Genomic DNA, 17,573 nt, shown 5'->3' on the forward strand with positions numbered 1-17,573 from the left:
GTCGGCGCCCCACCCACCGTCCACCCACCGTCCGACCCGCCGACGAGGAGGCCACCGTGCCCGATCCCCTGATCACCCGGACGAACGAGCTCGCGATGGCGGGCGTCGAGATCCGCGACCTGCGCAAGAGCTTCGGCTCGAACCTCGTGCTCGACGGCATCTCGATGACGGTCGAGCCCGGCAGCGTCACGGCGCTCATCGGACCGTCCGGCTCCGGAAAGAGCACGCTGCTGCGATGCGTCAACTTGCTCGAGACGCCCGACGGCGGCAGCGTGACCGTCGGCACGCAGACCATCGAGGCCGGCACGCGCGTGCGCGACCGCGACCTGCTGGCCCTCCGGCGACAGGTCGGCATGGTCTTCCAGTCGTTCAACCTTTTCCCGCACTTCACGGTGCTGCGCAACGTCGCCTTCCCGCAGGAGCGCGTGCTCGGCCGCTCGACCAAGGAGGCGGAGGAGCGCGCACGCACGCTGCTGGGCCGCGTCGGCCTCGCGGACAAGGCCGACCAGCATCCCGCCCAGTGCTCGGGTGGTCAACAGCAGCGCATCGCCATCGCCCGCGCCCTCGCACTCAACCCGCGGGTCATGCTGTTCGACGAGCCCACGAGCGCCCTCGACCCCGAGGTCGGCGTCGAGGTGCTCGCCGTCATGCGCGAGCTCGCCGACGCGGGCATGACGATGATCGTCGTCACCCACGAGATGCAGTTCGCCCGCGACGTGGGCGACCACCTCGTCGTCATGGCGGACGGGCACATCATCGAGGAGGGCGATCCGCGCACGATCATGGCCGACCCTCGCGAGGAGCGCACGCGGCGCTTCCTCAACGCGGTGCTGGAGCGCTGATGGGCGACGCGCTCGTCGCCGTGCTCCTCGGCCTGCCCATGACGATCCTCGTCACGGTGCTGTCGTTCGGCATCGGCATCGTCGGCGGCATCCCCCTCATGCTCGCGCTGCGCTCGCGCGTCGCGCCGTTGCGGCTCGCAGCGCGCGTGCTCGTCGACGTCGTCCGCGGCGTGCCACCCATCGTCTGGCTGTTCCTGCTGTACTTCGGCGTGTCGTTCGGCGCCGTGCGCCTCGACTCGCTCACCGCGGCCGTGCTCGGGCTCGGCATCATCTCGAGCGCCTACCTCGCCGAGATCTACCGCGGCGGCTTCGCGACGCTGCCTCGCGGCCAGCACGAGGCCGCCGCAGCGCTCGGCCTCGCTCCCGCGACGACGTTCGTGCATGTGCTCGTGCCGCAGGCGTTCCGCACGGCGCTGCCGTCGATCGCGACCTTCCTGCTGTCGCTCGTGAAGGACTCGTCGATCGCGTCGACGATCGGCGTCGCCGACATGGTCTCGGCCGCGACGATGTTCTCGCGCCAGAACCCCACGACCGCTGGCATCCTGCCCTTCTTCATCGCCGCAGCGATCTACTTCGCGATCAGCGTGCCGCTCGCGATCGTCGCGAGGCGACTCGACACCCGCATGCGGAAGGGGCTGTGATGGACCTCGTCGACTACCTCCCCCGGCTCGGCCAGGGCCTCCTCGTCAGCCTGCAGCTGACGGTGCTGTCCGTCGTGATGGGCTACGCCATCGGGCTCCTGTTCGCGCTCGGCGTCTCATCGCTGCGTCCGTGGATCCGCTGGCCGGCGCTCGTCGTCGTCGAGGTCGGCCGTGGCATCCCCGCCCTCGTCGTGCTCTACATCGTCTACTTCGGGCTGCCGTCGCTCGGACTGCTGTTCGAGAGCTTCTGGGCGGCCGTCGCGGCGCTGACGTTCACAGCGGGCGCCTACTCGTCGGAGATGATCCGTGCGGGCATCCAGTCGGTGCCGCGCGGCCAGACCGAGGCATCGGCGGCGCTCGGACTGTCGCGCACGCCGACCTTCCTGCAGGTGATCCTCCCGCAGGGGCTGCGCTCGTCGGTGCCCGCGCTCATGGGGCTCGCGATCATGTCGTTCCAGGCAACGTCGCTCGCCTACTCGATCTCCGTCAACGAGCTCATGAGCCAGGCGTACCAGGTGTCGACGATCACGTTCCAGTACCTCGTCGTCTATGCCGTCACGGGCCTGACGTACGCGGCGATCGCCGTGCCCGCGACGTGGCTGTCGGTGCTCGTCGAGCGCCGGCTCGCGCGAGGCGCGGCGTGAGCGCCGTGCGCGCTGGCGGCGACCGCGTCGTCACGTGGGTCGAGGCGACGCACGGCGATCCGGCGCTCGCGCCGCTGTGGAGGCTGCTCGGCGACCGCCTCCAGCACGACGCCGCCGGTCGCGTGCGGACCCGGCTTCAGCACGTGGCGGTCGACGCAGGCGGCATCCGCACCCCTGGGAACCGGCTGCTGAGCGACGCCGGCATCCTCGCGGCGGCCCTCGCCGCCGAGGCGACGTCGGATGCGCTCGTCGTCGGATGCTGGGGATCGCCGACGACTGCGGTGCGCAGCGCGGTGCAGGTGCCTGCCACGACGCTGCCGGATGCGTCCGCACGCGTCGTCGGCAGCCTCGCCAGGCGCGCGGTCGTCGTGACGGTCGCGCCGTCGCTCGCTCCGATCCTCACCGATGACCTCGTCGCGTCCGGCGCGAGCGGATTCCTGCAGCACGCGCCCGTGCGCGCCTACGACCCCGAGTCGACGCACGACGACGTCGTGCGCGCCATCGCCGACCCCGCATCGCTCGTCGATCGCTTCGACCGCGTCGCGCGGGGCGCGGTCGACGACGGCGCCGACGCGATCGTCGTCGGCTGCGGCTACCTCGCACCCCTGTTCTCCGCGCACGGCTACCGCGCCGTGCTCGGCCACCCCGACGTGCCCGTGCTCGACTGCAACCGCATCGCGCTCGAGCACGCCATCCACCTCATGGACCTCGCAGCCGCCGGCATCGCGCCCACGCCGCGCGGCCTCGTGCGACCGATGGGCCGACGAGCGGACCGTCTGCGGCAGGTCGCAGCGCTGCTCGACGCCCGCGTGGCAGCATCCACCACCGAAGGGACCCCCACAGCATGACCAGGTACGCCGTCATCGGCGCCGGCGCTGCCGGCATCTCCGCGTTCGACGCGCTCCGCACGGCGGGGCACGACGTCGACTGCTTCGAGCGCACCGACCGCGTCGGTGGGCACTGGCACACCGACTACGAGGCGCTGCACCTCATCACGTCGCGCGACATGACGGGGTTCGAGGGCTTCCCGATGCCCAAGCACTACCCGCCGTTCCCTCGCCGCGACCAGGTGCGCGACTACCTCGTCGCCTTCGCCGAGCATCGCGGGCTGCTCGACCAGGTCCGGTTCGGCACGACCGTGGTCGCCGTCGAGCCCCTCGCGACCGACGGCCGCGTCGGCTCGGCCGGCTGGACCGTGACCCTCGACGACGGCGAGCGCCTGACGTACGACGGCGTCGTGGTGGCCAACGGGCACCTCTGGGATCAGCGCCGTCCCGCGATCGCCGACGCCTTCACGGGCACGCAGCTGCACTCGGGCTCCTACCGCAGCACCGACGACATCGTCGGCGACCGCGTGCTCGTGGTGGGTGCGGGCAACTCCGGCTGCGACCTCGCCGTCGACGCGGCGCAGCACCGCTACGACGTCGACATCGTCGTGCGCGAGGGCACGTTCTTCCAGCCGAAGGCGTACTTCGGCGTGCCCAGGCAGGAGGTGGCGTGGATGGGCGAGTTCTCGGCCGTGGAGCAGGACCTCATCGCACGCCTCCTCGCGCGCGTCTCGATCGGCGAGCCGAGCGACTACGGCCTGCCGACGCCACGGCATCGCACGCTCGCCGAGGGCCGCACCGTCGTGAACTCGCTGCTGCCCTACTGGATCCAGCACGGACGCGTGCGGGTCGTGCCCGGCATCGACGCGATCGAGGGACGCACGGTGCGCTTCGCCGACGGGACCGAGCGCGTCTACGACACCATCCTGTGGGCGACGGGCTTCCACGCATCGCTGCCCTTCCTCGACGACGCGCTCGTGCCGCGCAGCCACGGCGTGCCGCTGCGCACCGCCGCCGGCATCGTGCCGAAGGGGCTGGAGCGGCTGTACTACGTCGGGCTGTCGGCGCCGCGCGGGCCGCAGATCCCCGTCTACGGCGTGCAGTCGAAGGTCGTGCTGCGCATGATCGCCCTGGACGAGCAGGATCCGACGGGCTGCGCCGGCGTCGGCGCCTACCTCGAGTCGCTGCAGCAGGCGGACGACCGCATCGACATCGTGCGCGCGGTGTGGAACGAGCAGCTCGCCGACACCGAGCGGCTCCTCGACGCGTTCGCCGCATCGCGCCACGCATCGCTCGCGGGCGCCGGGACGGACGCCTGACCCGCGGCGCCACGCACGATCCCACCACGCACGAACGCCCGGGCTCGATGCCCGGGGCGTTCGTCGCGGTGCGCGTCGAGCGCGGAGCCGTCAGGCGAACCAGAGCGCGAGCTCGCGCGCCGCCGACTCCTCGGAGTCCGAGCCGTGCACGAGGTTCTGCTGCACCTTCAGGCCCCAGTCGCGACCGAGGTCGCCGCGGATCGTGCCCGGCGCAGCCGTCGTGGGGTCGGTCGTGCCCGCGAGCGAGCGGAAGCCCTCGATGACGCGATCGCCGGCGAGGCGCACCGCCACCGTCGGGCCGGAGAGCATGAACTCCACGAGCGGCTCGAAGAACGGCTTGCCCTGGTGCTCCGCGTAGTGCTCCTCGAGCAGCGCACGCTCGGCGTGCACGAGGCGGAGGTCCTCGATGACGTAGCCCTTCGCCTCGATCCGGCTGAGGATCTGGCCGGTCAGCCCGCGGGCGACGCCGTCGGGCTTCACGAGGACGAGGGTGTGCTGCATCGGGTCCCTTCCCAAGGTCACTGCGCACGCCCGATCTGGCGAGCGCGCACGAAGCAATATATCCACATCGCGATGAACGCCAGGGCGACGCCGATCATGACGGGCTCGATGAACGCGAGGCTCGCGAAGAGCACCTGCGCGGCGAGGCTCGCCACCCACCCCCACGAGAGGCGCAGCAGCTTGAGGCTCAGGATGAGCACGACGGCGACGGCGCCGAACGCGGCGGGCGCCGGCCAGTCGCGCGTCACGCCCCAGACGGCGAGCGCACCGAACGCGAGCGCGACGACCTCGAGGCCGTGCACGATCGTGAGCAGCTTCTCGAGCAGTCCCCGCTCGCGGCGCGGCGCGGCGCTCACCTGCGCATCCAACGCTCGGCGACCGCCTTCGCCTGCACCGCGCCCAGCAGCGTGATCGATCCCGTGACGACGACGGCGCCGCCACGATCCTCCGCCTGCTCGCGCGCGACCTCGACGGCGCGCTCGAGCACGGGCTCGACCGTGACGCGCTCGGCGCCCAGCACCTCGACGGCGACGCGTGCGAGGTCGTCGACCGGCATGGCGCGCTCCGAGTCGGACTGCGTGACGACGACCTCCTCGACGTGCGGCTCGAGGATGCGCAGCACGCCTGCGGCGTCCTTGCCATCGACCATGCCGAGCACGAGCTGCACGTGCTCGAACGCGAACACCTCCTGCAGCGCGGTCGCGAGCGACTGCGCGCCGTGCGGGTTGTGCGCGGCGTCGACGACCACCGACGGGTCGGTGCCGACGACCTCGAGACGGCCGGGCGAGGTGACGCCCGCGAGCGCCGCGGAGAGCACCTCCTGCTCGATGGGGCGCGTGCCGCCGCCGAGGAACGCCTCGACCGCGACGATCGCGAGGGCCGCGTTCTGCCCCTGATGCCTCCCCAGCAGCGGCAGCGGCTGGTCCTCGTAGGCAGCCGCGAGGCCGCGCACCGTCAGCAGCTGACCGCCGACGGCGAGCGTGCTCTCACGCTCGAAGTCGCGCCCCTCGAGCAGCACGCGGGCTGCGCCGACCTCGGCCGCGCGCTCCTCGACGACCGCGAGGGCCGCCGGATCCTGCTCTGCGGTCACGACGATCGCGTTCGGCTTGACGATCCCCGCCTTCTCGCGTGCGATCGCCTCGACGGTCGTGCCGAGCCGGTTCGTGTGATCGAGCGCGATGGGCGTGAGCACCGCGACGTCGCCGTCCGCGACGTTCGTGGAGTCCCACGTGCCGCCCATGCCGACCTCCACGACCGCGACCTCCACGGGCGCGTCGGCGAAGATCGCGTACGCGAGCACCGTGATGGCCTCGAAGAACGTCATGCGACGCTCGCCCCGGGCGACGAGCTCGCCGTCGACGAGGTCGAGGAACGGCGAGATCTCCTCCCACACGCGCGCGAAGATCGCATCCGACACCGGGGCGCCGTCGACGAGGATGCGCTCGGTGACGCGCACGAGGTGCGGGCTCGTGAGCAGGCCCGTGCGCAGCCCGTGGGCGCGCAGGAGGCTCTCGGCGATGCGCGCCGTCGATCCCTTGCCGTTCGTGCCGGTGACGTGCACGACGCCGTAGGAGCGCTGCGGGTCGCCCAGCAGCTCCACGGCGCGCGCCGTGGCCGCCAGGCGCGGCTCGACGGCCGTCTCGCCTGCGCGCTCCAGCAGCTGCGCGTACGCGGCGTCGGCGGCCTCGCGGTCCTCGAGGGAGTCGAGGATCAGGGCGTCGACGTCGTCCTCGTCGACGTCGTCGTCGGGGTCGGAGGGATCCGGCAGCGCCACGCGCGCGGCGCCGTCGGCCTCGAGCGCCTCGAGGTCGAGGCCGTCGCCGTCGGCGTCGACCTCCTCCTCGTACGCCTCGTCCCACGCGTTGAGCGCGTCGCCATCGGCGTTGCGAGCGACCGCCTCCGGATCGTTCGGGTCGCGGCGGCTGGGGTCCGGGTGCTGGGCGCCTGGGCCCTGCCCGGTGGGGTCGTTGCTGTCGGTCATGCGCGCTCCAGTCGGATCGTGAGCGGCGAGCCGTCGCCGACGCGCACGTCGACCGCGTCCGCGGCCTCGCCTGCGCTGTCGTCGACGCGCTCGATCGTGAGGGTCGTCGCGAGCGTCTCGCGCGCGACGAGGTCGCGGTGCGCCTCGAGCGCCGCCGCGCCGTGCGCGTCGGAGCCCAGCACGAGCGCGATGCGGTCGGAGACGTCGAGCCCCGCCTGCTTGCGCGCGTCCTGGATGGCGCGCACGGCGTCGCGTGCGAGGCCCTCTGCGCGCAGGGCGTCGGTCGCCACCGGGTCGAGCTCGACGAACGTGTCGGCGAGCAGCGCCGTGCTCGCGCCGTCGTAGCGCGACTCGGCCGGCTCGTCGAGCAACGTGAACTCGCCGGGCTCGAGCGCCGTGCCGTCGACGACGAGGCGGTCGCCGTCGAGCTGCCACTCGCCGCGACGGATCGCCTCGAAGACACGCCGGAAGTCGCCCTTGAGTCGCGGGGCTGCGACCTTGGAGACGATCTGCGCCGACTGCACGAGCCCTGGCAGTCCCTCGCCGGCCGCGACGGGCACGACGACGACGTGCTTGACGTTGACCTCGTCGGCGATGAGCTCGGCGAACGGCGTCAGGTCGACGCGGCTCGTGATCGTCGCCTCCCGCAGCGGCTGGCGCACGCGGTTGCCGTCGCGCTTGCGCAGGCCGTGCAACGCGTTCACGACGGCGCGCACCTCGTCCATCTGCGCCACGAGCGCGTCGTCGGCAGGCAGCGCGGAGGGGTCCGGCCAGTCGAGCAGGTGCACGGATCGGCCGCCGGTGAGTCCGCGCCAGATCTCCTCCGTCACGAGCGGCGCCAGTGGCGCCGCGATCGTCGCGACGGTCTCGAGGACGAGCGCGAGCGTGTCGAACGCCTCCGTGCCCGAGCCGTCCTCGCCCACGCCAGCCCAGAAGCGGTCGCGCGAGCGACGCACGTACCAGTTGGTGAGGGTGTCGGTGAAGTCGCGCAGCGCGACGGTCGCCCCGGTCGCATCCAGCGCATCCATCGCCGCCGTCACGGCCGTCACGGTCTCGCGCAGCTTCGCGAGGATGTAGCGGTCGAGCACGTCGGTCGAGTCGGCGCGCGGCGTCGCGACGTACGGCCGCCCGCCGCGTGCGCGGTTCGCGTACGTCGACAGGAAGTACCACGTCGACCACAACGGCAGGTGGAACTGCCGCAGCGCCTCGCGGATGCCCTCCTCGGCGACGACGAAGTTGCCGCCGCGCAGGATCGAGCCCTGCAGCAGGTTCCATCGGACGGCGTCCGACCCGTACGCGTCGAACGACTCGTTGACGTCGGGGTAGTTGCGCCTCGACTTCGACGCCTTGAAGCCGTCGTCGCCGAGGATGATGCCGTGGCTGATGACGTTGCGGAACGCGGCGCGACCGAACAGGGCCACCGACAGCACGTGCAGCACGTAGAACCAGCCGCGCGTCTGCCCGATGTACTCGACGATGTAGTCGGCCGGGCTGTGGGTGTCGAACCACTCCTGCTGCTCGAAGGGGTAGTGCACCTGGGCGAACGGCATCGAGCCGGAGTCGAACCAGACGTCGAGCACGTCCGGGATGCGTCGCATCGTCGAGCGGCCGGTGGGGTCGTCGGGGTTCGGCCTCGTGAGCTCGTCGATGTACGGCCTGTGCAGGTCGGTGGGACGCACGCCGAAGTCGCGCTCGAGCTCGTCGAGCGAGCCGTACACGTCGACGCGCGGGTGGTTCGGGTCGTCGCTCTTCCACACCGGGATCGGGCTGCCCCAGTACCGGTTGCGGCTGATCGACCAGTCGCGTGCGCCCTCGAGCCACTTGCCGAACTGGCCGTGCTTGACGTTCTCGGGCACCCAGTTGATGCCCTCGTTCGCGGCGAGCAGGTCGTCCTTGATCTGGGTGACGCGCACGAACCAGCTCGACACCGCCTTGTAGATGAGCGGGTTGCGGCAGCGCCAGCAGTGCGGGTACGGGTGCAGGTACGACGCCTCGCGCAGCAGCCTGCCCTTCGCCTGCAGCGCCCGGATGATCGTGCGGTTGGCCTCGAAGACCTGCACGCCTGCGATGGCGGCGAGCTCCCCGCCTGCGAACAGCTGCAGGAAGCGACCCCCGTCGTCGACCGACAGGATCGTCGGGATGCCGGCTGCGGTCGCGACGCGCTGGTCGTCCTCGCCGTACGCGGGCGCCTGATGCACGATGCCCGTGCCCTCGCCGGTCGCGACGTAGTCGTCGACGAGCACGTGCCATGCGGCGCCCGTCCCCCACTCGTCGGCGTCGGCGAAGTCGTCGAAGAGCCGCACGTACGCGAGCTGCGCGAGGTCGGCGCCCGCGTGCGTCGCGAGCACCTCGGGGGCGCCCTCGTCGTAGCCGAGCACCTTGGCGTGGGCGGCGACGGTGTCTGCGGCGAGCAGGTAGCGCGTCTCGCCTGCGACGCCGCCGTCCGCAGCGCCCGCCGGTCCCGCTGCGACGACGACGTACGGGATCTCGGGGCCGACCGCGAGCGCCAGGTTCGTCGGCAGGGTCCACGGCGTCGTCGTCCACGCCAGCATGCGCACGCCCGCGAGGCCCACGGCCTCCGCCGCATCGCCGACGAGCGGGAACGTCACCGTCACCGACGGGTCCTGGCGCTCCTGGTAGACGTCGTCGTCCATGCGCAGCTCGTGCGCCGACAGCGGCGTCTCGTCGCGCCAGCAGTACGGCAGCACCCGGTAGCCCTCGTATGCGAGGCCCTTGCGATGCAGCTCGGAGAACGCCCAGATGACGCTCTCCATGTATCCGACGTCGAGCGTCTTGTAGTCGTGCTCGAAGTCGACCCAGCGCGCCTGGCGCGTGACGTAGTCCTGCCACTCGCGCGTGTACTCGAGCACCGACTCGCGCGCCTTCGCGTTGAAGACGTCGACGCCCATCGCCTCGATCTGCGCCTTCTCGGTGATGCCGAGCTGCTTCATCGCCTCGAGCTCGGCCGGCAGGCCGTGCGTGTCCCATCCGAAGCGGCGCTGCACCTGCTTGCCGCGCATCGTCTGGAAGCGCGGGAAGACGTCCTTGGCGTAGCCGGTGAGGAGGTGGCCGTAGTGCGGCAGGCCGTTCGCGAACGGCGGGCCGTCGTAGAAGACCCACTCGTCGCAGCCGTCGCGGGCGTCGATCGACGCCTGGAAGGTGTCGTCGCCCTTCCAGAACGCGAGGATGCCCTCCTCGATGGCGGGGAACGAGGGGTTGGGCACGACGGTGCCGCCGTGCCTGGGGTAACGCTGCGCGTCCACCTGTGCTCCTTGTAGCTGCTGCTCTCGGAGCCGGGACGCTCTCGCGCGGTACCACCCGGCTTGCAGTCCCCGAAGGGCCTGCCGCTCGTTCGTCGGCGATGACGGGCCGGACCCGCTCGGATCTACTTGGCCTCCGCACCTGACGGTTCGGCGGCCGTTCTGCCGAGGACTCCCCGGTGATGGCCGGATCGACGTCTGTGCCTCCATCGTACGCCGTCTCGGTGCCGCCCGCGCTCGCTGGCGGCGGACGTCGCCACGAGCGATGCGGAGGGGCCGGACACAGGCGCACCATGGGAACGCCGCATATCCTGGCGACCATGCGCATCCGCACCGGACTCCCCCTCGCCCTCGCGGCGATCGCGATGCTCACCGCATGCTCGGGAGGGCAGCCCGACGCGTCGCCGTCGCCCACGCCGACCGCAGAGGCCTCGACCGCGTCGCAATGCGACCAGGTGCTCGCCGAGGCGCAGCAGCTCACCGCCGACGTCTCGTCCCTCGCGACGCGGTTCAGCACCGACCCGCTCGGTGCCCTCGCCGCCGTGCCCGGCATCGTCGACCGCGTCACGACGCTGGGCGACCAGGTGACCGATCCCGAGCTCGCCGGCCACGTCGACGCCATCACGAGCGTGGCGACCACGGCGGTCGAGGAGGCGCAGGCCGCCATCTCGCAGGGCGACACCCAGGGCGCCGTCGACGCGCTCCAGCAGGCGGCGACCGACGTCGAGCCCGCCGTGCTCGCCTTGCAGGAGTACTGCGCGGCCCAGTGACCGCTGGAGTCGTAGCCTGAGGAGCATGACCGCTCCCCTGCTCGCGATGCTCGACGGCTCGATCGTCGACGTCGCGACCCCCGTGATCCGAGCCGACGACCTCGGCGTCGTGCGCGGCGACGGCGTCTTCGACGCAACCCTCGTGCGCCGCGGCGTGCTGCGCGACACCGAGGCGCACCTCGACCGGCTCGCGCGCTCCGCCGCGATCCTCGCCCTGCCGGAGCCCGACCGCGCAGGCTACCGGCGCGCCATCGACGCGCTCGTCGCCGCATGGGACTGGGAGGCGCAGCCCGAGGCCGTCGCGCGCCTCGTGCTCACCCGCGGACCGGAGGGCGGTGGTGGTGCGGAGCCCACGGCGTACGTGCTGCTGCAGGCGCTGTCGGCATCGGTCGTCGCGGAGCGGGCATCCGGCGTCCGCGTGCTGCTGCTCGACCGCGTCTTCGACGGCGAGGCCATCGCCACGATGCCGTGGCTGCTGCCGGGCGCGAAGAGCCTGTCGTACTCGATCAACATGGCGGCCAAGCGATACGCGCAGCAGCACGATGCCGACGACGTGCTCTTCGTCGCGCCGTCGGGCAGGCTGCTCGAGGGCCCCACGTCGACGCTCGTGCTCGACGTCGACGGCGAGCTGCGCACGCCCGAGCAGGACGGCATCCTCGCGTCCGTCACGCTCGAGCAGCTCGAGCGTGCCGCACCCGCCAACGGGCTCGTGGTGCGGCATGCGCCGCTCACGCGCGACGACCTCGCCCGCGCCCGAGGCGGCTGGCTCATCTCCTCCGGCAGGCTCGCCGCGGCGATCGTCGCGATCGACGGCGAGCCCTACCCGGCCTCGCCGCTGCACGACGCGCTCTTCCGCGCGCTCGACGTGTGAGCGGTCGGGCCGCCATCGTCACCCGATCGCCTGCGCCGCCGAGCGCACGGCCTCGTCGGCGCCGCCGCGAGCCCTGCCGGCGCGACTCCACTCCACCACCGCGGTGGCCGCGGCGGTGACGAGCGCGGCGGCGACGTGCAGCGCCGCCCTGCCCTCGATGGCGCGCAGCGCGCGCTCCGCATCCGCCACGAGCGGCTCGAGGCGCTCGATCGCCGACTGCCGCAGCACGACGTCGGTGCCCATGATCGCGGTCTCGCGCAGCATCCACGGCACCCGGTCGCCCCAGGGCTCCAGCGCGACCGCGATCGCACCGGCGACGCCGCTGCGATCCATGCCGTCGACGAGCCGCACGCGGCCAAGCACCTGGTCGACGTCGTGCCACAGCAGGTCGGACTTCGCACCGACGTAGCCGAAGAACGCGCTGCGCGAGATGCCGGCCCTGCGCGCGATGTCGTCGATCGACGTCGACTCGTAGCCCTGCTCGAGGAACAGCTCCACGGCGGCCTCCTCGAGGTCCGAGACCGACGTGGAACGGGGTCTGCCGCGGACGCCTGGTGCCATGGGACTACAGTATGCCGAGGACCAGGCCGTTCCTGGACTCCGTCCATGATTCCTGGAGCATCCGTGAGCAGCACCTCGCGCACCTCGAGCCCCCGACGCGTCGCCGCAGCCGCGACCGTCGGGACCGCGCTCGAGTCGTACGACTTCTACGCCTACTCGTACTTCGCCGCGTTCTTCGCGGCGCCGTTCTTCTTCGACTCGCTCGGCACGAGCGGCGGTCTGCTCGCATCGTTCGCGACCATCGGCATCGCCTTCGTCGTGCGACCGATCGGCGCCGTGGTCTTCGGCCACCTCGGCGACCGCATCGGCCGTCGCCGCACCCTGCTCATCACCATCACGCTCATGGGCGTCGCGACGGGCCTCGTCGGCCTCCTGCCCACCGGCGAGGGCTGGGTCGCCTTCGGCGCCGTCGCGCTCGTCGTCCTGCGCATCGCCCAGGGCCTCTCGCTCGGCGGCGAGTGGGGCGGCGCCGTGCTGCTCGCCACCGAGCACGCCGACGCGCGCACGCGACCGTTCTTCGCGTCGCTGCCGCAGCTGGGCTCCCCCATCGGCTCCGTCGCCGCCGGCGGCCTCATGCTGCTGACGTTCTTCGGCATCGGCCCGGAGGCGATGGTCGCGTGGGGCTGGCGCGTGCCGTTCCTGCTCGCGATCCCCCTCATCGCCGTCTCGCTCTACCTGCGGTGGTCGATCGACGAGACGCCCGTGTTCCGCGAGCTGGCCTCGAAGGGGCAGCGCGTGCGCATGCCCGTGGTCGAGGCGATCCGCTCGCAGCCCGCGGCGTTCGGCGTCGCGATCCTCGTCGCGCTGCTCGGCATCGGCTCCTACTCGCTCATGAACACGTACACGATGGGCTACGGCGTCGCGCAGCTCGGCTTCGACGAGATGCAGCTGCTCGCGGCCGCGACGATCGGCGGGCTCCTGCAGCTCGTGACCGTGCCGACCTTCGGGTGGCTCGCGACGCGCATCGGATCGGCGAAGGTCGTCGCGATCGGCGCCGTCGGCACGCTGCTCATCGCCTTCCCCATCTACTGGCTGCTGGGCTCGGCGACCTTCACGGTGCTCGTGGTGCTCATGGTCGTGGGTGGCATCCTGCCGACGGCGTCGTGGGCGGCGCTCGGCGGCACGATGCAGGAGCTCTTCCGCGGCAGGCACGCGTACTCGGCGCTGTCGGTCGCGTACGCGATCGCCGCGGTCGTCTCGGGCTTCATCCCGTACCTCACCGCCGAGCTCGGCGTCGTCACCGGCGGCGCCTGGTGGCACCCGGGCATCGTGCTCGCGACGCTGTCGGCCCTCACGCTCGTCGGCGCCCTCGCCGCGCAGCGCATGCGCAGGCTCGGCGACGAGGATGCGGACGCCGCGCAGGCGGAACCCGTGCGGGAGTCCGTCAGCGCGTAGGACGCGCGCGGGCCGCGACGTCGCGTGATCGCGGTCTCGCGGCCCGCGGCCGCGCATGGCACGATCGGACCGTGGTGACCCCGCTCGACGCGCACGTGCTGCGCGCCCACCTCGCCCGGGAGGTGCGCGCGACGGTCGCGCTCGCGCGCCGCGCCGACGCCGAGACTGCGTGGGACGCCGTCGTGCCCTCCTGCCCCGGCTGGCGCCTGCGCGACCTCGTCGCCCACGTCGGAGCGATCGAGCGATGGGTGCTGCACGCGCTCGCCGACGGGGACGGCGATGCCAGGAGCCATGCCGCCCCCGCGGACGACGACCTCGCGGCATGGCTCGCCGACTCGGCGCAGCAGCTGCTCGAGGCGCTCGCCGTCGACGCCGCGACGCCTGCCTGGACGATGGCGCCGCCGCGCACCGTCGGGTTCTGGATCCGCAGGCAGGCGCACGAGCACGCGATCCACGCGTGGGACGCGAGCGCGGCGCTCGGCGACGCTCCCGCGCTCGAGCCGACCCTCGCCGCCGACGGGGTCGACGAGATCGTCGGCACCATGTGGCCCAGGCAGCTGCGGCTCGGCCGCGTCGTCGAGCCCGACGGGGGCCTCGCGCTGCGCAGCGACGGCATGTCCTGGCTGCTCGGGCGCCGCGCCGACGCGACGCTCGAGGCCGACCCCGATGCGCTCGCGCTGGCGCTGTGGCACCGCATCCCAGCCGACGATCCCCGTCTGCGGTGGGGCGGCGACGTCGACGCGGGCCGCCGCGTGCTCGCACTGCCGCTCGCGCCCTGATCTCGACGCGCCCGCGGCTCGACGCTGCAGCGCGCGGCTACGCTCGGAGCATGCGCCGCATCCCCATGGCAACGTGGATCCTCGTGGCCGTCGCCGCCGTGCTGGGGCTCGTCGGCATCACGATGACGCACATGCTCGCGCGCGACATCCTGCTCATGCTGTCGATCGGCGCGCTCGTGCTCGCGTTCCTGATGCTCGTGAAGCCCAGCCGCGAGCGGCGCTACCCGACCACGAAGCCCGCGCCAGACGCGACCGACGACTGATCCGCTCCGCGACGCGCCCGAGCGACGCGGCCGGGACATCCATGGCGGCTCGATAGACTCGAGCGCACAACCAGGCATCCACGGACACGATGCCGCGCAGAGCGAGAAGGGGACGCCATGAGCGCCATGCCGGAGAAGCCCGCCCTCGAGGGACTCGAGACCAAGTGGGACGCCCGCTGGGAGCAGGAGGGCACGTACCGGTTCGACCGCACGGGCCAGAGCCGCGACACGATCTACTCGATCGACACGCCGCCGCCTACCGCCTCCGGATCGCTCCACGTCGGGCACGTCTTCTCGTACTCCCACACCGACGTCATCGCGCGCTTCCAGCGCATGCGCGGCCGCACCGTCTTCTACCCGATGGGCTGGGACGACAACGGCCTGCCCACCGAGCGTCGCGTGCAGAACTACTACGGCGTGCGCGTCGACCCGACGCTCGCGTACGACGCCGAGTTCACGCCGCCGTTCGACGGCGACGCGCCGGCGAAGGCCCAGCAGGTGCCGGTGTCGCGGCAGAACTTCATCGAGCTGTGCGAGCGCCTCACCGAGGAGGACGAGCGCAAGTTCGAGGAGCTGTGGCGCACGCTCGGCCTGTCGGTCGACTGGTCGCAGACGTACCGCACGATCTCGGACCACGCCCGCGCCACGAGCCAGCGCGCGTTCCTGCGCAACCTCGAGCGCGGCGAGGCGTACCAGTCGGACGCCCCGACGCTGTGGGACGTGACGTTCCGCTCCGCCGTCGCGCAGGCCGAGCTCGAGGACCGCGAGCAGCCGGGCACGTTCCACACGCTGCTGTTCACGAGCGGCGACGGCGACCTGCGCATCGACACGACGCGGCCCGAGCTGCTGCCGGCGTGCGTCGCCGTCGTCGCGCACCCCGACGACGAGCGCTACCAGCACCTGTTCGGCACCACGGTGCGCACGCCGATCTTCGACGTCGAGGTGCCCTTCGTCGCGCACCACCTCGCGCAGCCCGACAAGGGCACGGGCGTGGCGATGGTGTGCACGTTCGGTGACATGACCGACGTCGTCTGGTGGCGCGAGCTCGATCTGCCCGCGCGCGCCGTCATCGGCTTCGACGGCCGATTCCTGCCGGACGCGCCCGCCGCGATCGAGTCCGAGGCGGGGCTCGCGCTCTACGCCGAGCTCGCAGGCAAGACGGTGTTCACCGCGAAGGAGACGCTCGTCGCCGCCCTCGCCGCCGCCGGCCGGACCGTGGGCGAGCCGCGCCGCATCACGCATCCCGTGAAGTTCTACGAGAAGGGCGACAAGCCGCTCGAGATCGTCACGACCCGCCAGTGGTACATCCGCAACGGCGGCCGCGACGCCGAGCTGCGCGAGCGGCTGCTCGAGCTCGGCCGCGGCATCGAGTGGCACCCCGACCACATGCGCGTGCGCTTCGAGAACTGGGTGCAGGGACTCGCGGGCGACTGGCTCATCTCGCGCCAGCGCTTCTTCGGCGTGCCCATCCCTGTCTGGTACCGCGTCGGCGAGGACGGCGAGACGCGCTTCGACGACGTGCTGCTGCCGAATCCCTCGCAGCTGCCCGTCGACCCCTCGACCGACGTGCCCGACGGGTTCGACGCCTCGCAGCGCGGCCAGGCAGGCGGCTTCGTCGGCGAGGTCGACATCATGGACACGTGGGCGACGTCGTCGCTGACGCCGCAGCTCGCGGGCGGCTGGGGCGGCGTCGACGACGAGCTCTGGGACCTCGTCGCGCCGTTCGACCTGCGCCCGCAGGGGCAGGACATCATCCGCACCTGGCTGTTCTCGACCGCGCTGCGCGCGCTGTTCGAGGGTGGCAGGGCGCCGTGGCGTCACACGGCGATCTCGGGGTGGATCCTCGACCCCGATCGCAAGAAGATGTCGAAGTCGAAGGGCAACGTCGTCACGCCGCTCGGCATGCTCGAGGAGCACGGCGCCGACGGCGTGCGCTACTGGGCGCTGTCGTCTCGCCTCGGCGTCGACGCGACCCTCGACCCGCAGAACCCGAAGATGATCAAGATCGGCCGCCGCCTGGCGATGAAGGTGCTCAACGCGGCGCGCTTCGTCTACCAGATGGAGGGCGAGGCCGGCGAGATCGCGAACCCGATCGACATCGACATGCTCGCCGAGCTCGGGCAGGTCGTCGACCAGGCGACGGCGGCGCTCGAGCGCTACGACCACGCGCGGGCGCTCGAGCTCACCGAGACGTTCTTCTGGACGTTCTGCGACGACTACCTCGAGGTCGTGAAGCAGCGCGCGTACCAGGGCGACGAGATCGGCCGTGCGTCGGCGATCGGTGCGCTGCACGCCGCGATCGACGTGCTGCTGCGACTGCTCGCCCCCGTGCTGCCGTTCGCGACGGAGGAGGTGTGGTCGTGGACGCACGACGACTCGATCCACACCGCTGCATGGCCGACGCGCCACGACCTGCCGACGAGCGCGGGCACGACGGGCCTGCTGCCCGCCGTCTCCGAGGCCCTCATCGGCATCCGCCGCGCGAAGTCGGATGCGAAGGCCAGCCAGCGCACCCCCGTGACGCACGCGGTGCTCGCGGCGCCGTCGTCGCAGCTCGGCCTGCTCGAGCAGGCTGCGCGCGACCTCGCCGACGTCGGCCGCATCGAGCGGCTCGAGCTCGTCGCGGGCGACGCGCTCGAGGTGCGCTCGATCGAGCTCGCACCCGAGAGCGGATCGACGTCGTGAACATCGGCTCGCGCTGGCCGGTCGGCGGCGACGCACCCGCATCGCTGCCGCCGGTCGTGCGCGAGGCGATCGGTGCCGAGGAGCGTGCGCTCGTCGACCTCGGCGCCGACACCTCCGGCTGGGGGTGGACGCTCACCTACCTCGAGGGCGCTCCCATCGTCGAGTGCGACGACGGCACGCGCATCACGCTCGCCGGCGACGGCGTGCTCGTCGAGCGCGACTGACCCGAGGCGT

Annotated in this window: 17 protein-coding genes; 12 read left to right on the forward strand and 5 right to left on the reverse strand. The window is 72.4% G+C overall.

All coding sequences use genetic code 11. The features are described 5' to 3' along the window. Positions 1-95: 95 nt before the first annotated feature. Genes ACZ6H8_RS02800 through ACZ6H8_RS02820 form a run of 5 tightly spaced genes read left to right on the forward strand, consistent with a single transcriptional unit; the run spans position 96 to position 4,273 of the window. On the forward strand, positions 96-842 hold the full coding sequence (locus ACZ6H8_RS02800) for an amino acid ABC transporter ATP-binding protein (RefSeq protein WP_464144285.1): 747 nt from the start codon (positions 96-98) through the stop codon (positions 840-842). Further along, positions 842-1,483, forward strand: coding sequence for an amino acid ABC transporter permease (locus tag ACZ6H8_RS02805; RefSeq protein WP_464144200.1), 642 nt, complete (start codon positions 842-844; stop codon positions 1,481-1,483). Before ACZ6H8_RS02800 ends, ACZ6H8_RS02805 begins: the two co-directional genes overlap by 1 nt. After that, complete coding sequence (locus ACZ6H8_RS02810) at positions 1,483-2,127, forward strand: amino acid ABC transporter permease (RefSeq protein ID WP_464144203.1); 645 nt, start codon at positions 1,483-1,485, stop codon at positions 2,125-2,127. The genes ACZ6H8_RS02805 and ACZ6H8_RS02810 overlap by 1 nt, the downstream gene beginning before the upstream one ends. Next, positions 2,124-2,975 (forward strand): aspartate/glutamate racemase family protein, encoded by an 852-nt coding sequence (locus tag ACZ6H8_RS02815; protein WP_464144206.1) that lies wholly within the window; start codon positions 2,124-2,126, stop codon positions 2,973-2,975. The genes ACZ6H8_RS02810 and ACZ6H8_RS02815 overlap by 4 nt, the downstream gene beginning before the upstream one ends. After that, a complete protein-coding gene (locus tag ACZ6H8_RS02820) occupies positions 2,972-4,273 on the forward strand; it encodes a flavin-containing monooxygenase (protein ID WP_464144207.1) in 1,302 nt (433 codons plus the stop codon). Before ACZ6H8_RS02815 ends, ACZ6H8_RS02820 begins: the two co-directional genes overlap by 4 nt. A 90-nt stretch (positions 4,274-4,363) precedes the next feature. Here ACZ6H8_RS02820 and ndk read toward each other — a convergent pair whose 3' ends face one another. Genes ndk through ileS form a run of 4 tightly spaced genes read right to left on the reverse strand, consistent with a single transcriptional unit; the run spans position 4,364 to position 10,018 of the window. Next, complete coding sequence (ndk, locus tag ACZ6H8_RS02825) at positions 4,364-4,774, reverse strand: nucleoside-diphosphate kinase (protein WP_464144210.1); 411 nt, start codon at positions 4,772-4,774, stop codon at positions 4,364-4,366. A gap of 17 nt (positions 4,775-4,791) precedes the next feature. Then, positions 4,792-5,130, reverse strand: a complete 339-nt coding sequence (locus ACZ6H8_RS02830) for a DUF4233 domain-containing protein (RefSeq protein ID WP_464144213.1) — start codon at positions 5,128-5,130, stop codon at positions 4,792-4,794. Continuing rightward, positions 5,127-6,755: a bifunctional folylpolyglutamate synthase/dihydrofolate synthase gene (locus ACZ6H8_RS02835; RefSeq protein WP_464144216.1), complete on the reverse strand. Its 1,629-nt coding sequence runs from the start codon at positions 6,753-6,755 to the stop codon at positions 5,127-5,129. Before ACZ6H8_RS02835 ends, ACZ6H8_RS02830 begins: the two co-directional genes overlap by 4 nt. Continuing rightward, positions 6,752-10,018 carry an isoleucine--tRNA ligase gene (ileS, locus tag ACZ6H8_RS02840; protein ID WP_464144218.1) on the reverse strand — a complete coding sequence of 1,089 codons (3,267 nt, stop codon included), beginning with the start codon at positions 10,016-10,018 and terminating at the stop codon, positions 6,752-6,754. Before ileS ends, ACZ6H8_RS02835 begins: the two co-directional genes overlap by 4 nt. Positions 10,019-10,335: 317 nt before the next feature. Between ileS and ACZ6H8_RS02845 the strand changes: the two genes are divergently transcribed. Continuing rightward, complete coding sequence (locus ACZ6H8_RS02845) at positions 10,336-10,785, forward strand: hypothetical protein (protein ID WP_464144221.1); 450 nt, start codon at positions 10,336-10,338, stop codon at positions 10,783-10,785. Between the two features lie 25 nt (positions 10,786-10,810). Then, complete coding sequence (locus ACZ6H8_RS02850) at positions 10,811-11,656, forward strand: aminotransferase class IV (protein WP_464144223.1); 846 nt, start codon at positions 10,811-10,813, stop codon at positions 11,654-11,656. An 18-nt stretch (positions 11,657-11,674) separates the two neighbouring features. On the opposite strand, the gene ACZ6H8_RS02855 is transcribed toward ACZ6H8_RS02850, so the two are convergent. Beyond that, positions 11,675-12,217, reverse strand: a complete 543-nt coding sequence (locus ACZ6H8_RS02855; RefSeq protein WP_464144225.1) for a TetR/AcrR family transcriptional regulator — start codon at positions 12,215-12,217, stop codon at positions 11,675-11,677. 63 nt (positions 12,218-12,280) lie between these two features. Here ACZ6H8_RS02855 and ACZ6H8_RS02860 point away from each other — a divergent pair, with 63 nt between their 5' ends. The 5 genes from ACZ6H8_RS02860 to ACZ6H8_RS02880 all read left to right on the forward strand — a co-directional run bounded on the left by ACZ6H8_RS02860 (position 12,281) and on the right by ACZ6H8_RS02880 (position 17,563). Beyond that, the gene (locus ACZ6H8_RS02860; RefSeq protein ID WP_464144228.1) at positions 12,281-13,612 is read left to right on the forward strand and encodes an MFS transporter; all 1,332 of its coding nucleotides are present in this window, start codon (positions 12,281-12,283) and stop codon (positions 13,610-13,612) included. Positions 13,613-13,683: 71 nt separating this feature from the next. Continuing rightward, positions 13,684-14,391, forward strand: a complete 708-nt coding sequence (locus tag ACZ6H8_RS02865; RefSeq protein WP_464144232.1) for a maleylpyruvate isomerase family mycothiol-dependent enzyme — start codon at positions 13,684-13,686, stop codon at positions 14,389-14,391. Between the two features lie 50 nt (positions 14,392-14,441). Further along, positions 14,442-14,654, forward strand: coding sequence for a hypothetical protein (locus ACZ6H8_RS02870; protein WP_464144234.1), 213 nt, complete (start codon positions 14,442-14,444; stop codon positions 14,652-14,654). A 117-nt stretch (positions 14,655-14,771) separates the two neighbouring features. Beyond that, entirely contained in the window at positions 14,772-17,339 is a 2,568-nt protein-coding gene (gene valS, locus ACZ6H8_RS02875) for a valine--tRNA ligase (RefSeq protein ID WP_464144237.1), read from the forward strand. Then, positions 17,336-17,563 (forward strand): hypothetical protein, encoded by a 228-nt coding sequence (locus ACZ6H8_RS02880; protein ID WP_464144239.1) that lies wholly within the window; start codon positions 17,336-17,338, stop codon positions 17,561-17,563. The genes valS and ACZ6H8_RS02880 overlap by 4 nt, the downstream gene beginning before the upstream one ends. Positions 17,564-17,573 lie beyond the last annotated feature (10 nt).

The organism is Agrococcus sp. AC640b, assembly GCF_979255995.1.